The sequence below is a fragment of the Paenibacillus sp. CAA11 genome (assembly GCF_003060825.1).
Taxonomy (GTDB): Bacteria; Bacillota; Bacilli; order Paenibacillales; family Paenibacillaceae; genus Fontibacillus.
The window spans coordinates 428,896-445,121 of sequence record NZ_CP028922.1 but is presented as its reverse complement, the minus strand read 5'-3'; the positions used below and the strand labels follow the sequence as shown (position 1 = coordinate 445,121).

The window sequence follows — 16,226 nt, the reverse complement described above, 5'->3', positions numbered from 1 at the left end:
GTGCGCATCAAGAAGGCGAACCAGCTGCTGCAAGCGCGTGGTAGGAGTGACCCCAAATGAATATAAGAGATTAGCCCAAGTAAAATGAACCCTGAATCCTGTTGTGTCCCAAATTCCGCAGCAAGCCGGTTCTAAGCAGAGATAAATCAAAAAAATGGTCCTCTGTAGGTTGTGCTTTCAAGCATGATCGGTAATATAATGTAGGGGGCCATTCACTTGATCTTTGCCCTGGCCTGCTGGGCACGTCTGATCCGGACCCTGACGGCTGTAGAACCTGAATGATACAATGAACTTTGTAAATAATTTACGGAATGAGTGGACATTCATGAGAATAGGATTTTTTGATTCCGGTATAGGAGGACTTACTGTACTGCACCAAGCCTTACGAATCTTGCCAGAGGATGATTACATCTTTTATGCGGACACCTTACATGTACCCTATGGCGATAAACCGAAGGAAGAAGTAAGGCAATATATTTTTGAAGCGGTTGACTTTATTGCGAAGCAAGGGGTTAAGGCCCTGGTCATTGCCTGTAATACGGCAACGAGCATTGCTGTAGAGGACCTTCGCCGAAAATATGATTTTCCTATTTTAGGAATAGAGCCTGCCGTCAAACCCGCCGTTCAGAAGTGGGAAGGCAAGCGCAAGAAGGTTCTGGTTCTCGCGACCAACTTAACCCTCAGGGAAGAGAAATTTCATAACCTGGTCAAGCGTATAGACCATCAGGACATTGTGGATAGTCTGCCTCTTCCGGGACTTGTCCAATTTGCTGAGCAGTTTGAATTTAACGAGGAGAAGGTCGTTCCCTACTTGAGAGAGGCACTATCTTCGCTGAACCTGAGCCAGTATGGCACGGTGGTGCTGGGATGCACGCATTTCCCTTATTTTGAAAAAAGCCTGAGAGTTCTATTTCCCCAGGAAGTGGACATTATTTCAGGCAGTACAGGCACCGCTAAAAATTTGCGACGGATTTTAGAAGCTAAGGGCAAGATCAATGAGGGCACGGGGGATATTATATTTTACAAATCGGGGAGCAAAGTTGAGGATGCGGAAACCTTGTCCCGCTATAAGAAGCTGCTAACCATGTTAGACGAGCTGCAAGTCAAGAATACTGCACCTATCAAATTATAGCTCATTCATCATCCTCATATTATGCAGATAGCAGCCTGTCGTTAAGTGACAGGCTTTTTGGTATGAGCGCCCTGTTATAAGGTAGGGATGCACGTAGGTAAAAAAGCGTTTTCTAAGATCTCATTGACAGAACTTCACCGAAGTTTTAACCTTGACTTAAACGATTAAGTTGAACTGGAAAGGAGCATCTTATGACACGCGCATTTTGGAAGGAAGCCGTAGTGTACCAGATTTATCCCCGCAGCTTTAAGGATAGCAACCATGACGGCATTGGCGATTTGCAAGGTATCATCTCAAAGCTTGATTATCTGAAGGAGCTCGGCGTGGATGTCGTCTGGCTCTCGCCGATCTATAAATCTCCGAACGATGATAACGGATATGATATCAGCGACTATTATGACATTATGGACGAGTTCGGAACGATGGATGATTGGGAGCAGCTGCTGGAGGGCATGCACCAGCGCGGAATGAAGCTGATGATGGACCTCGTCGTCAATCACTCCTCTGACGAGCATGCGTGGTTCGTGGAATCCCGCAAGTCGAAGGACAACCCTTACCGGGACTACTATATATGGCGCCCCGGTCACGAAGACGGCACGCCGCCCAACAACTGGAGTTCCTTCTTTAGCGGCTCCGCCTGGCAGTATGATGAGGTGACCGGCGAATACTATCTTCACCTGTTCTCGAAGAAGCAGCCTGACTTGAACTGGGAGAATCCGAAGCTCCGCCGCTCCATCTATGACATGATGCGTTTCTGGCTGGACAAAGGTGTCGACGGCTTCCGCATGGACGTGATCAACCTGATCTCCAAGGCTGAAGGCCTTCCTTCTCATGGCAGTGAGCCGCTGGGAGACGGCAGCCCATACTTCATGAATGGCCCGCGTGTGCACGAGTTCCTCCACGAGATGAACCAAGAGGTTCTGTCCCAATATGATGTGATGACCGTAGGCGAAATGCCAGGGGCAACGGTCGAGGATGCCAAGCTCTATACGAGTGAAGCCCGGGAAGAGCTGCAGATGGTCTTCCAGTTCGAGCATGTGGATATTGACTCCGGTCCGTCCGGCAAATGGGAGGTTACTCCATGGACCCTGCCAAGACTTCGCGACATTCTCCACAAGTGGCAAGTTGGACTAGCTCAGGAAGGCTGGAACAGCCTGTACCTGAACAATCATGATCAGCCCCGTATGGTGTCACGCTTTGGCAATGATGGAGAGTACCGGGTCCAATCAGCCAAAATGCTGGCGACCCTGCTTCACACGCTGAAGGGCACGCCATATATTTATCAAGGCGAAGAAATCGGAATGACCAATGTGCGCTTTGAGAAGCTTGATGATTACCGGGACATCGAAATTCTGAACATGTACCGGGAGAAGGTTACCGAGGGCGGCGCCAAGCATGAAGATATCATCGAAGGCATATACGCCAAGGGACGGGACAATGCCCGAACCCCGATGCAGTGGAATGCAGCGGAGAATGCAGGGTTCACGGAAGGAACCCCTTGGATCGGCGTCAACCCGAATTACCGTGAGATCAATGTAGAGCAGGCGCTGAAAGATCCGAACTCTATCTTTCATTACTATAAGAAGCTGATTGCCCTGCGCAAAGAGAACCCCGTTATGGTCTACGGGGATTACGAGCTGCTGCTGGAGGGTCATGACAGCATCTATGCCTTTACCCGCACGCTGGGCGAAGTTCAGTGGCTGACCGTGCTGAACTTCTTCGGCAAGGAGGTCCGCCTGGAGCTGCCGGAGCAGCTGCAGGTGGAAGGCAAGCCGGTTATCATCGGCAACTATCCGGAGGAGGGGCTTGAAGCCGGTTTGCTTCGCCCTTATGAAGCCAGGGTCTACCGGATGCATTAGGGATGCATTAGGCCGCATAATTACAGAACACAGTGGTCTAGTACAGTTATCGGGCACAGAAAGATTAGCCACAGTCTTCGACACATCATGGTTACCTAGACAAAGATCGATAGGTAACCACCGAATCCGGTAACAATGAGGTTGTAGGGCCTTTTATTTTGAAATATAGGAAGGAACTCTCCATCGAGGCATTATGAATCATTTTCTTTGGGAGACTTTCTGGTGACGAATTCCGAAATCCCTGACCGTTGTGTATGGTCAGGGTTTCAGAACTCGTCTATTCTCGCTTTTCAGCGTATGTATGAAAGGCTAATTCTTGCCGTCACGGACAACAAGATTGCCTTATTTTCCATTCTCGATACCCATCACCTCATTAAGGATGCTCCACAGTATTTGATCTTTTGAATCTGAAACAATGAAGCAAATGCCTACTAATTTCGTATTCACTAAAGTGTATTTTCTCCCACTTCTTTCAGTTGATTGGTTAATTTTGTTGATGTCTACATCATCATATTTAAGTCCTACATCCTGCAATACAATCTCGATATCCATGTCTGTAAAGTCTGGGTTGTTAAGGAGTATCAGCAGCTTCATCGTGGATAATAAATCTTGTCCCGCCTGTAATCTTCCATTACCAGCGCCAGCCATGTACACTGTCCTTATACTTCCATCAGTTTTATTAATAACACCTTGAAGGAAAACGGAGTCTCTTAATTGGTAAGTAAAAATATCCTGCCCACTCCCTTTTTCAACCTTTATCTCTTCAAGTTTCATATCAATATTCATCTTTTTGGCTGCTGAATTAAATGCTTTACGGAACTCTTCAACGTCCATGCCTATACTTCCAGGATTCAATTGCTGTTTAGTTGCCTTTTTAGAAGGGTTTTTTTTAGGTTCTGGTTCCTTATTTAATTCCTCAAAATCTTCTCCTCCAAGCGTAATATATAATCGTTTTGCTTCACCTAAATTATCTGATTTTACAGCCTCGGCCAGTTGTGAGAAGAGTCCTCTCTCTTCATCAGTAATTTTATCAACATGTTTTGAAAGAGCATTAAACCTGGGTTGTATGTATTCAGGGATTATGGTTCCTCTAACTGTTAACTGTATGTAAGTCTTAGCTTCTCCCAATGCAACTTCTTTATAAATCTTCTGCGATTCTTCTTTCACTGGTTCTACTACTTCTTTCTTTTTTACAGACTCATTTTGTACTGCCTGTTCCTGGGATATCGTCATTTTCTCAGTTGGCCTTTCCTTTGAAATTAATCCAATAACTACTCCCAAAACAATTACTACCCATAACCAAACCTTGTTGTAAAATTTTATGTTCAACCTTCTCCCCCCTAAATTTTGGATATACTGTAGTCTATCAGAACTAAAGAAATTCTTCTAGAATGTCCTTGCTTACATATTTTTGGCGACGATCTTATTGACTTAAGGTTACGTCAACTTTTCTTCAACGTGAAAATGAATCGTCTCTGTTTTGGATGCAATCTAGATACATCCTGAGCTTTTCACTTTTAAGCCATAAAAAAGCCCCCCGAAAAATTTCATTGGTTGGGACTGACCCCATAGCGTGAGACAAATTAAAACACCTTCAAGAGAATGCAGCCATGTCGTAAGATATGGAGACAACCTTGGAGGTGTTTTTGCGTTGGCAACAAGAATCAGCTACCCCGTAGAAGTGAAAATGAAAGCCATTGAAATGAGATTAGAAGGAGTTCCGGTTCGTGAGGTCATGGAGCAACTCGGGATACGGAATAAGACACAGCTGAAGGTGTGGATGAAGTGGTACCGAGAAGGTGACGTGCATCGGCTGGAGCAACCAGTGGGTAAACAATACAGCTACGGCAAGGGGCCTGAATATGCTTCAGAACTAGAGAAAATAAAGGCGGAGAATCGCTTTTTAAAGCAACAAATCGACGTTTTAAAAAAGTACAATGAGTTGGAAAGGAGGTGTCTCCCAGGGTCATCGTCGAATGGATGGAATCCATTCGTGGGGAAGTCAGTGTAAGTCAAGCATGTGCATGGATCGGGGTTCCTCGTGCCACCTACTATCGCTGGAAAGCCGCCTATGGGATTAAAACCAAGGATCATACCGTAGAGAAAATTCATGAACTTTGCAGACAGCATAAGTTTCGTTATGGATACCGGAAGATCACGGCGCTTCTTCGGAGAGAGTACAAGATTAACCATAAACGCGTGCAGCGGATTATGCAGCGTGAGGGGCTGCAATGCCGTGTCAGATTGAAGAAACGCAAACCTACAGGGCAGCCAGCCTATATTGCAGAACATTTGTTAAAGCGCCAATTTGAGGCCGATGCTCCTCTGCAAAAACTTGTTACCGACATTACGTATTTGCCGTTTGGTGGGAAGACGTTATACCTGTCGAGTATTTTGGACTTGTATAACGGAGAGATTGTGGCCTACAGTATAGCTGACAAGCAAGACACGGCGTTCGTGCTGGACACACTGGGCCAGTTACCCGATCTTCCAGGCACGATACTCCATAGCGATCAGGGCAGCGTCTACACCTCACAGGCCTATCAAGAAGCTGTAAAGGGAAAAGGCATTACCATGAGCATGTCCCGCAAGGGTACGCCCGCTGATAATGCCCCCATCGAATCGTTTCATTCCACACTAAAGTCTGAAACGTTCTACCTCGAAGGTTTAACCTGTACGACGACAGCCATCGTCGAGCAGACCATTCGAGAGTACATCTTTTACTATAACTCAATTCGCATTCAAACAAAACTAAATAACCAGTCGCCGGTTCATTACCGACAACTGGTTGCTTAGAACTTGAAAGGTGTTTTGATCCCTGTCTCGCAAACGAGGGTCAGTCCCGTTAAACCCTAGGGGTTTCCAATGTCTATTCCAAGGGGCACTTCATATCGATGCCGGTGGTTTTGAGCGTTGAATGAGTAGTTATGAATTGCAGGATTGGATCGTGCGGACCAGCTTCACGACTGTTAATAACAGTGTGCCGCAGGCCAGTAGCAACCCGCTTAAAGAAGCTAGCGTCAGCCTCACCTGGCGCGGATAAATCATATCCTGATACATGGAGATGCCAAAGTAGAACAGAGCAAGCAGTGAACTGGCCAGCAGCAAGGCAGGTAATAAAAAGTGGGGTGCTTCCGTGCGATTCACACTGCGGATGTACAGTGCTAAGAGAGCGCAAAGCACACCTATTGCGATGAGAAAAACCCGCATCTCTTCTTCGCTTACATAAACCGGTATATCCCCCCCGATCAGCAGATGCATCCCGATCAATAGAAATTGTCCGCCCATGATCAAGGTCCCCAGTATCCTTCTCAGCACTGCCTATTCACCACCTTGTCTCCCGAACCCTTGCACTAATCCAATAATTGTATTATAGCATAGGTGTTACCCATTAAAGGGAAGATTCCCCCTATGCCACCTTCTCAATATGATAAAGATCCCCCAGCATTAACGCCGAGAAGCCCGGAGATATAGAGCTTCCTGTGTGAAGCAGCACTTCCGCACGCAGCGCTTTGAGACGAAGGTTAAACAGCTTGGAACCCTCTGCCTTCTGAAGCTGGGCGATCTTCGCCTGAAGATTGTTCAGTGTACCCTGCTTGCTAATCCATTTCTTGCTCTTCGCGAGATCCACCAATTCGTCCAGCTGATCCACCTCGATGACGGATTCAAGCACATAAGATGCCTTAGCGGCACGGCCGGCACCATCCCTTGCCCATACGGTCAGGATGTGCTTCCCAGCAGGTAATTGGATCGGCTCAACACGCTCCAAGCCAGCCACTGGCAGCCCATCCAGCAGATAGGTCACCTTCTGAATCCCGCTCACACTGTCCGATGCCTCGACCTTCAAGGGAAGTGTACTGTCGATTTGACTAACCCTCACCGATCCTGTCAGCTGAATCACTGGCGGCAGCTTATCAATGTTGATCTGCACCCGCTTGAATTCCTCTACGTTCCCGGCCTGGTCTACCGAGCGGTAGTCCAGCGTAAATCTCCCGTCCTGAGAGAGCGTGAAGCCTTGCTCCGCAGGCTGCCAAGGCCCCTCATTCAGGCGGTACTCGGTCCTTTCGACCCCGCTGCCCTCGTCATCTGCCCAGAAGGCAATCCCCACATTCCCGGTATTAAAGACTTCGGAACCCGTCTTCCCCTTTACCGTAATTGTCGTTACCGGGGCCACGGCATCATTCGTGCTCATAGCAACATGCGCAAGGGTTAGGGGCTTCAACTGATAGATTCCTTTGAAAATGGACGAAATGCCTGCGATATTAACCGCGGTGCCTTCCGGAAAATCAGAGCGAAAGGCGTCATAACTGATCCCGGTCCGTCCGTCAATCCGAACATGTACGGATGAGCCGTCCTGGGACACCACATCAAATTCGAACGATCCGGCTGGGCTCGCGGTCTTGTAGCTGCGAATGGTTACATTTTGGAGCTGCACGAGCTGTCCCTGATTGGTTTCGTTCAGCTCTGTCTGCACTTTAGGCTCCGGAACTGTGGCGATGCCCTTCTTCTCGATCCATACGGGGTTCTCCAGCTCTACTTCTCCGTTATAGACGGTCTTCGAGGCGCTTACTGTTACCCGGTCGCCCGCATGAAAATCCGCTGCCTGCGGATACACATAGATGCCTGCCGTATCATCCTGCAGGTAGAAGCCCTGTCCGCCGAATAGCCCCGGCTCGGAGGTAACCACGCCTTCTACCGTAACCACAGTGCCGTCAGCTGCTCCGCGCGCTTCAGCAACGGGAACGGCAGCGGGAACCTGCGGACGGTCGTCTGGCAGCGGCTCGACCGGAACGTTGGCTACTGTGACGCTCTTTGTGATCAGGTTCGCGCTGCCCTGCTTCAGACGCAGGGTAGCATCCCCTGTTGTCCCCGGCTTCAGCTGTACGGTCAGCTCCTTCGCTGCATGACCGGCTGTATTCGCCGTCAAGCTGAAGGCTGGACTGTAGCCGTAGGGGGACCAGCTGCCATCCTCCTGCTTAAAGCGAGCAATTTGATCGCCCCCGGTGACATATATGCCAACCTTAAGATCCTGAACCGTCTGGCCTGGCTGCATGCCATCCGCCGTCAGCCTAATGCTGAACTCCTCGGCTGACGGCAGCTGGGCCTGATGCACAAAGCCATAGGTTGCTTGCACGTCCGGCTTCTTGCCGGACCCATAAGAACCCGGCTTGAAGGTGGAAGGATCATACCATTTATAGCCTGGCGCCGGTTGGGCCCACGGCTCTTTCTGCGGCTCGGTGGACGCCGCCGGTTCCTCGCTTGACAGCAAGGCAGTAGGCGTATCCAGACTCAGCCCCGGCACGTCTGCAAGGGAGGTGTAGTCCTCCCGATGAGCCAACCACTCCACAGTCTGAACGAGGAATTTGGCGTCATCGGCCTCCTTGAAGCCGTCATAAGTCTTCTTCGTCTGGCCGTTCTCCTCGCGCAAATAATTGGGCGAGGCATCCTCCACCGGCGAGGAATCGCCGATGAACGCCGCCTTGCCAAGCCCGCGCTTGGCCACCGCCGCGAACGGCCCCTCTGCCCGGCCGCCGCCGTTGTACACGCCGCTGTCTACCGCATTGCCCCAGGCCGGAGGATTCTCTGGCACATAGACAATGCCCTTGGCCTTGGCTGGGTCCAGGACGGCCAGCGTGGAGCCGGCGTGAACGGCAACAGACTGCACGCCTTCCGTGATGCCGAATGCCTGGCTCGGCGCAACTACGCTATTGGCATCGATATCGCCGATGGCATTGTAGCGGAAGCGCACGCCGAAGTTGTCTGCAAGCCAGTCTCCGCTGGAGAGGCCCTGCATGGCCGGCGAAGCGGCCTCCTCGGCGCTCATGCCCTTGGCCGGGTTGTCAAAGGCGCCCCGGCGGTAGCCGTTGAACACCTCGGAAGCATCCCAGCGGTTCTTGTTGCGGTCCGCATTGTAGTGGTCGGAGATGAAGAAGACCCCGCCCCCCTGGTCCACATACTGGAGCAGGGCGTCCTGCTCGGACTGCTTCAGCGGCACATTTGCCTCAGCGATGACGAACACATCATAATCCTTCAGCTTCTCGTAGGTGATCGCCTGCTCTCCAAAGGTATAGGGAATCTGGCGGTCGAGGGGCTCGACGGTAAAGCCATCCGCTCTAAGGCCGTCTGCAAAATCTGAGAACGCTCCGTCAATAACCCAGTCTGCAGCACCGGCCGTCTGGGCATGGGTGTTATCGAACAGCACCTTCTTACCGCTGCCGTCCGGCAGATCCGGGCTCGTCCCTGGGGCTGGATTGCCCGTTCCCGGTTCTGGGTTGCCTGTTCCCGGATCCGGATTTCCCGTGCCGGGGTCCGGATTGCCCGTACCTGGATCTGGATTACCTGTTCCTGGGTCCGGATTTCCTGTACCCGGGTCCGGGTTGCCTGTTCCCGGATCTGGGTTGCCTGTTCCTGGGTTCGGATTTCCCGTGCCGGGACCCGGCTCCTCCCCAGGATCAGATAAGGAGATCGAGGTTACATTCTTCAACCCGGCAAAATTGTTATATACGAGGCGTGCACCGTCTGCAGTGATCTTCTGTCCCACCAGCTCGGGGTGGCTGGCCAGACCGAACTGATTCCGCAGCGCCGCGGGAATTTGGATGTTGATTAGTTTAGAAGCATCCGTCTCTTCCGCCTGATCTGCAAGCAGGAGATTGTAATCATTAGCGAAGGGGGCCTTGAAATTCGCCGTCTTCGAGCCTGTTGCATGGCCGACCACATAGCCTTCTACTTGGACACTGCTTCCATTGTTCCCGGCAGCAATCGCCTGTTCAACCGTCAGTGTCTGCCGGTCTGCCGTTGCAGTCTGCAGCAGCTGATACACGGCCGCCTCGGAGATGCTGTCTTCGGCCGCATGCGCCTGCTGCGGGATTGGCCCGACAGCTCCGGTGACTGCCAGCACACTGCCCAGCAGCCATCCAAATGCCTTTTTGCTCCACTTCACCTTCATCCTTAAATTATCCCTCCCTATGATTTTCACTTCAAATCTCTTCTATCATATAGTGAATTTGCTTCCTATTTATACTTATTATGTAAAATTTACATTAAATCCATCTTCTCCCCTATGCCTTCTCTTTCTTATCTAAATCTAACAGCCTATCCGCCGATCTTCATTCCCATCCTTTAGTTGGACGAGCCTGAATATTAAACACCACACTGCTTGAAAACGATCAATACTGCCCTTCTTGTGGCTCCCCTGTAAGAGCGCGGCCTGAACCACCCAAACCGCCAGAGCTCTTGGAGCCTTCCCATGGTTATACGCCTCCATCAGCCCCGGCTGCTCCTCCGCTGTCGGACGGCCCTGATGCGGATCCCGCGTTTATTCATCGGCAGCCAGGCAGACCTCTATCTTGCGAAATGGAGAAGCGACAGCCACTGGAACTGGGCCGCCTTCTGCTTCGATGGCTACTGGCTGCTCTACCGCGGAATGTACTTGTACTTCCTGCTGTATGTACTCTTTGCCTCCGTAGTGGTCAACGTGCTGGGTGCTCTTTTCTTCAAGACCATCATTTTAGAGCGTCTTCTGACAGGGGATAATCTTATTACCATCCTTTGCTTCTATCTCCTGTTGAAAATCATAATGGGCATCATCGGGAATCAGCTCTATCTAAGCCATGTCAAGCGAAAAATCGCCTCTATGTACTACAGATTCCCCCGTGATTTCGAAATGCGGGAGGAGAAAATTGCCACTGCCGGAGAGACCAGCCTGTTCGTTCCGATCGCGCTTGCCGCGCTTCCTCTTCTGCTGGCAGCCGTGGTTGCGCTCATTAGCGCAGTCATTGCTTTTAAGAGTGTGGGTCAGTACACGCCTCCGGGATTGATTTATGGAGTATTCCAGCGATATATATAATGTTTAAGAAGGCTGCCTGCTTAAGCAGTCTTCTTGGTTTTCATCATTCACAGCATATTTTTACAAGTAGCAAAAACGATCAAAATGAGCGCTTTTTCATCTGCTATAGTGTTTAACAAGGAAGGAGGCCAGCCGGTGTTAAGCTACAGCATGCTCGTACAGAAAAGCATTCACTATATGGAGACACATCTCGATGAGGAAATTGGACTTGCCGAGGTAGCCTCACATGCAGGACTGTCCCCTTACCATTTTCACCGGGTATTCCGCAGGGAAGTTGGAATGACCGTGACCGATTATATCCGCACAAGGCGTCTAAGCTATGCCGCAGGGGCCCTTCGCCACTCGGATCATCCGATCTTGGAGATTTCCATGGATTGCGGCTTTGAAAGCCAAGAGGCGTTCACCCGGGCCTTCAAAAGGATGTTCGGTATGCCCCCAGGGCGATACCGGAAAATATTCGATTCGAACTTATTTCAAGGAGGAGAACGTACTATGATTGAAACTTCTCACATTAAAGGCTGGATTCTGAGCGGGACCCATCCGCACAACTATGAAATGGGACTGGATCAGATCACCGTTCACCAGGGTAAAGCATCAGCGTATCTTAAATCGACAACAGTGATGGGTAATGAGGAATTCGCCACCCTTATGCAGTCCTTCAAAGCGGGCCGCTACCTCGGAAAGCGGATGAAATTCTCGGGCTTTGTCAAAACAAGCGGGGTTGAGGAATTCAGCGGTCTGTGGATGCGGGTGGACAATAATGCCGAGGATGTCCTGCAATTCGATAATATGAACAATCGGCGAATTACGGGAGATACCTCATGGAATCATTATTCCATCGTGCTCGATATTCCGGACAACAGCGCCTCCATCTCCATCGGTGTCCTGCTCATGGGCAAGGGGCAGGTATGGGTGGACGGCTTCAAGTTCGAAGAGGTGGATAAGAGTGTGCCTACGACTAATGTTGAAATTGGTTACGAGCTGGCAGACGAGCCGATGAACCTTTCCTTTGAAGAATAAAAAAGTTACAAAGTGAAGACGAACAGCGGAACTAGGATTACTCAAATATTTCGAACATGGGTGGGCTCTATTGGCATGCTGCTGATGATGTAAGTGAATTTGTAGAATTGCCTGGTTACGGTGACAGAGGATAACTCTGATCAACAAACCCAAAGCACAGTCTGGGAATTTACAGGTCCTAGACTGTGCTCATGAGGGTGGAAATGGACTTATAGAATGACTAAAGAAATGAAAGTTTTAGGGCCGTATTAGGCCGTTATATATAGAAAGTTCAATGTGAAACTTTAGTTCAATCTATATATGTGTAAAAGTAATTCGCGAGGAATATCTACCTCATCAAAGTGATACATTGTGAATCAGTCTCCCTTATGGTAATCAGTAAAAAAGGGGCATGGTAGCATGAATTCAAACACTGTTGACCTTTGTCGGTTTTGTTCTCGCCGGAACGTTTCCTAGTATACAAGTGGCGCTTTTTACGTTCAAAGCTTGAACCATTATTATAGAATGACTCTCTTTGTTTTCTCCTTGTCCGCTTTTTGGCCGCTTTTTGGCCTCTTCTTGGCCTTTCGCTGCACTCGGGTTCTGCTATATTAAACGCATGGGAACTACTGGAAACCGGCTCCTGTAGATGATCCCAATTGAAACACACCCGGGTGATAAAAGATTTTACTTAAAGCGATGAAACTTGCCGGACTATTTAAACAGCCATAAGGCAAACAGGTTAAAAATCAAAAGGCAAAGAACAGGGAGGAACACTGATGAACAACAAATTCGAAAACAAAACCGCACAGGCTACGGCATTAACAACCACATGCTATATCATCGATCCAGCGCAATGGGGGATCAATACCAACGGCACCGATGCGGTAAAAACGACGGATGGATTGAACAAGGCGATCGCCCATGCGAAAAGCGCTGGGTACAACGAAGCGTTTATTCCGAAAGGGACGTATTTGATTCAAGGCGTTGGAACCACCTATCCAAACAATCCGGAGAAAGGGGCGGGCATCCAGGTGCCATCCCACATGAAGCTTACTCTGGATCACCAGGCGGAGCTGAAAGTGCAGCCTAACTCTGAGAGAGGTTACTCCTGTATTTATCTGCGCAAAGTGGAAAATGTCACGATTTCGGGCGGCATCATTACCGGGGATCTGGACCAGCATGATTACAGCAAAGTTCCGAAACATGAATGGGGCTTCGGCATTTACGTTCATGGAGGCAAAAAAGTCACAATCGAAAACATGAAGATCCGTAAATGTACAGGCGACTGCGTCTTCCTTGGCGCGGTGGGCCTCATGGGCGTAGATCCCGACTATGACGAACCGGATTTAGTAACCATCCGCAATTGCTCGCTGGACGGATCGCGCCGGAACAACATTTCGATTACCGCTGGCGAAGGCATCTTCGTAGAAAACAATGAAATCACAAATGCAGGCACTGAGAAGGGTACCGGTCCGAGCGTCGGAATCGACATCGAAGGATACGGCGAAGACGATATCGACTACGAGCAGCCGCGAAAAATCGTCATTCGAGGCAATGTGTTCCGCGGAAATCTGGTAGCGTCTGTGCTCAATTTCAGCGGCTACGAAGTCGTGATCGACGGGAATCATTCGGATAATATGATTTCTTACAGCAATGGTACGGATACAATCATTTCCAACAACGTGTTCGTACGAACAGACAAAACCAAAGTAGCTATCGCGGGTGAGAAGGTATCGAACGGATTTGACGGTAACAACGTGACAATTACTGGGAACACCATCAAAGGCTTTAGCAGCGGCATCGACGCCCGCGGTAAAGACGTGGTCGTGACGGGAAATGCGGTCTCCCATCTTGGCGAAGGAACGGGCATCGGCGTATACAGAGGGGAAAATGTACTGATCGCGGACAATATTGTGCATCGCGGTGCGGGCCTGCCTTACAAAGTGAGCGAGAGCAATGACGTGCAATTTTTGAACAACAAGGCACTTCACTCGGAACTCTTCGGCCTCGAACTGGACAAGTCCACCAATGTCATGCTGCGGGGCAATTCGTTTGGCCAGTGCAAAGGCGGCATATCCATCAAAAACTTGGGTGCAGAAGCGACATCGGTTTTCGTAGAAGGCAACTATATCGACTGCTCCAGCTACACAGGAAAACAAGCCAATTATGCGATCAGCTTCGACAAAAACAGCAATGTTACGCTCAAAGGGAATTATATCCTTGGCTGCCGAACAGTCGCCATTTACGGAGAGAGCAGCGCCGGAAAAACCGTTAAAATCAACGATAACGAAATTTCGGACACCGCGAGCACTTCGGCGATTCAAATCAAGGGGGGGCAACGCGCCGAGATTATCGGCAACCGCATCACTTTCAAAAGAGCCGATGACGTCGGATACGGTATTTCATTAACTGATGACGCCGAGGATGCGATCATAGCTCAAAATACGATTTATTCCAATACCGGTAAATCTGTTTCCAACGCGATCATAACTGATACGGCGAAAGGAACCAAGGTTCTAAACAACTTGCTGATTAAAGGCCAAATGAAGCTCCATAAAACGGACACCAATATCGGCAACACGATTGTTTAAGGCTACTTTGGTAAAACGGCAAAAAACCAAAAAAAGCGCCCGGAGCAGCCAACTGGCTTAAGCTCCGAGCGCTTTGTCTCTTCATATATCTCCTATACGTTGCTGGCCCCCGCCTTATCCATCATACTGCGGGCAATCCAGACGCCTGCCGCTCCGGCCTGTGCCAGGCCGCGCGTGATCCCTGCGCCGTCTCCGCCGCAGAACAAGCCGTCAATCTCCGTCTCAAGCGCTTCTGTCAGCTTCGGCCGGGCCGAATAGAACTTGGCCTCCACGCCGTAGAACAGCGTATGCTCGGAAGCAATCCCCGGAGTCACTTTATCCAGCGCCTCCACCATTTCAATGAGGCTCTTCATCGTATTATATGGAAGCACGAGGCCCAGATCGCCCGGCACCGCCTCCTTCAAGGTTGGCTCCAGGAAGCCTTCGGCAATCCGTCCTGCGGTAGAGCGGCGGCCGCGTATGATATCCCCATACTTCTGGACAATCACGCCCCCATTCGACAGGTCGTTGGCCCGTCGGCAGATTTCCCGGGCATACTCGTTCGGCTTGTCAAACGGCTCCGTAAAGGTGTGGGAGACAAGCAGCGCAAAGTTCGTATTGCTTGAACCGAGTGCCGGGTCCTTGTAAGAGTGGCCGTTGGCAGCCATGACCCCGCTGTGATTCTCCACCACGACATGGCCGGAAGGATTGCTGCAGAATGTGCGGACCCGTGTACCCACCGAAGTGTTGAAGATGAACTTCCCTTCATACAGATGCTCATTGATCTCACGCATGACCACATCGCTGGTCTCTACACGGACCCCCACATCCACCTGGTTGTTGTACATTTTCAGGCGGCGCTTCTTCAGAATATCAGTGAGCCAAGCCGATCCGTCCCGCCCTGGCGCAATCATCACCAGGTCTGCCTCATACGTATCGCCATTCTTCAGCGTAATTCCCTTCACTGTATGGCGATCATTCTCCTTAACGGTAACAATATCCTCCACCTCTGCTTTGAACACCATATCTATACGAGGCTTCAGATGCTCATAAATGGACTTCAAAATTTCAAGGTTCTGCTCGGTACCCAGATGCCGCACCTCGGCGCGCAGGAGCTTGAGCCCTGCAGCATAACCACGCTGCTCAATGTCCCGGATGGCATCGGTCATCGGGTCGGTAATATTCGTCGTTGCACCATGCTCCAGATTGAGCGCATCCACATAGCGAATCAACTCCAGCACCTTAGAAGGCGCCAAATAGTCTGTCAGCCAGCCGCCAAACTCGGTGGTCACGTTGAACTTGCCGTCACTGTAGGCGCCAGCTCCCCCGAAGCCTGCCGTAATCGAGCAGGCCGGCAGACAGCCCGCAAATTCCTTGCGGCCAGCCGGAGGTGGACACAGCTGGATTTTATCTTCGAGAATCGGACAGCGGCGACGATAGATATCATGGCCTTTATCGACCAAGAGTATTTTCCAATGCGAAGCTTTCAGGCTTAATTCATAACTGGCAAAGATCCCGGCCGGGCCGGCACCAACAATAATCACATCATATTTACTCATGGAAGAGTTCCTCCTAGATTTCAAGTATGACTGGATGCCCAAGGCACAAAAAAACCTGACCCCAAATAGGTATGCTTCGGCACCCTATTCGTAGTCAGGAATTTGTGGCTCCTTGTAGAAACCCTCAAACCATATCTTTGAGGATATACGAATTGATTTCACGATATATAATAAGCAACACCAAGAATCATACCCGCTATAAACGAATGTGTCAAGGTCATTAACCTATAATATTCGTATTTTACACGCATATCCTAA

The 16,226-nt window shown here is 50.0% G+C and carries 10 protein-coding genes and 1 riboswitch; of the genes, 6 read left to right on the top strand and 4 right to left on the bottom strand.

Features of this window, described 5'->3' with window-relative positions:
• The first annotated feature begins 325 nt into the window (after positions 1–325).
• Together murI and DCC85_RS01960 are read left to right on the top strand one after the other, a co-directional pair.
• Positions 326–1,132, top strand: a complete 807-nt coding sequence (gene murI, locus DCC85_RS01965; RefSeq protein WP_108464064.1) for a glutamate racemase — start codon at positions 326–328, stop codon at positions 1,130–1,132.
• 191 nt (positions 1,133–1,323) lie between these two features.
• Positions 1,324–2,991 (top strand): glycoside hydrolase family 13 protein, encoded by a 1,668-nt coding sequence (locus DCC85_RS01960; protein ID WP_108464063.1) that lies wholly within the window; start codon positions 1,324–1,326, stop codon positions 2,989–2,991.
• Between the two features lie 342 nt (positions 2,992–3,333).
• Here the strand turns inward: DCC85_RS01960 and DCC85_RS01955 are convergent, their stop codons facing one another.
• Complete coding sequence (locus DCC85_RS01955) at positions 3,334–4,320, bottom strand: hypothetical protein (RefSeq protein ID WP_108464062.1); 987 nt, start codon at positions 4,318–4,320, stop codon at positions 3,334–3,336.
• A gap of 322 nt (positions 4,321–4,642) precedes the next feature.
• Here DCC85_RS01955 and DCC85_RS01950 point away from each other — a divergent pair.
• Positions 4,643–5,787 (top strand): IS3 family transposase gene (locus DCC85_RS01950; RefSeq protein ID WP_442789511.1). Its coding sequence is split into 2 segments (ribosomal slippage): positions 4,643–4,931 and positions 4,931–5,787, totalling 1,146 coding nucleotides; the frame shifts between segments, so codons are not numbered across the junction.
• A gap of 129 nt (positions 5,788–5,916) precedes the next feature.
• Here DCC85_RS01950 and DCC85_RS01945 read toward each other — a convergent pair.
• Entirely contained in the window at positions 5,917–6,309 is a 393-nt protein-coding gene (locus DCC85_RS01945) for a hypothetical protein (RefSeq protein WP_159081745.1), read from the bottom strand.
• Between the two features lie 91 nt (positions 6,310–6,400).
• Positions 6,401–9,937 carry a DUF6359 domain-containing protein gene (locus tag DCC85_RS23235; protein ID WP_234414299.1) on the bottom strand — a complete coding sequence of 1,179 codons (3,537 nt, stop codon included), beginning with the start codon at positions 9,935–9,937 and terminating at the stop codon, positions 6,401–6,403.
• A 354-nt stretch (positions 9,938–10,291) separates the two neighbouring features.
• Between DCC85_RS23235 and DCC85_RS01930 the strand changes: the two genes are divergently transcribed.
• From DCC85_RS01930 to DCC85_RS01920, 3 genes are all read left to right on the top strand, one after another.
• On the top strand, positions 10,292–10,837 hold the full coding sequence (locus DCC85_RS01930; RefSeq protein WP_234414298.1) for a DUF2628 domain-containing protein: 546 nt from the start codon (positions 10,292–10,294) through the stop codon (positions 10,835–10,837).
• A gap of 150 nt (positions 10,838–10,987) precedes the next feature.
• Positions 10,988–11,857, top strand: coding sequence for a helix-turn-helix domain-containing protein (locus tag DCC85_RS01925; RefSeq protein ID WP_234414440.1), 870 nt, complete (start codon positions 10,988–10,990; stop codon positions 11,855–11,857).
• Positions 11,858–12,615: 758 nt separating this feature from the next.
• A complete protein-coding gene (locus DCC85_RS01920) occupies positions 12,616–14,430 on the top strand; it encodes a right-handed parallel beta-helix repeat-containing protein (protein WP_108464058.1) in 1,815 nt (604 codons plus the stop codon).
• Between the two features lie 92 nt (positions 14,431–14,522).
• Here DCC85_RS01920 and DCC85_RS01915 read toward each other — a convergent pair whose 3' ends face one another.
• Positions 14,523–15,968 (bottom strand): NAD(P)/FAD-dependent oxidoreductase, encoded by a 1,446-nt coding sequence (locus tag DCC85_RS01915; RefSeq protein WP_108464057.1) that lies wholly within the window; start codon positions 15,966–15,968, stop codon positions 14,523–14,525.
• A 71-nt stretch (positions 15,969–16,039) separates the two neighbouring features.
• Positions 16,040–16,139, bottom strand: a riboswitch (purine riboswitch).
• Positions 16,140–16,226: the final 87 nt, after the last annotated feature.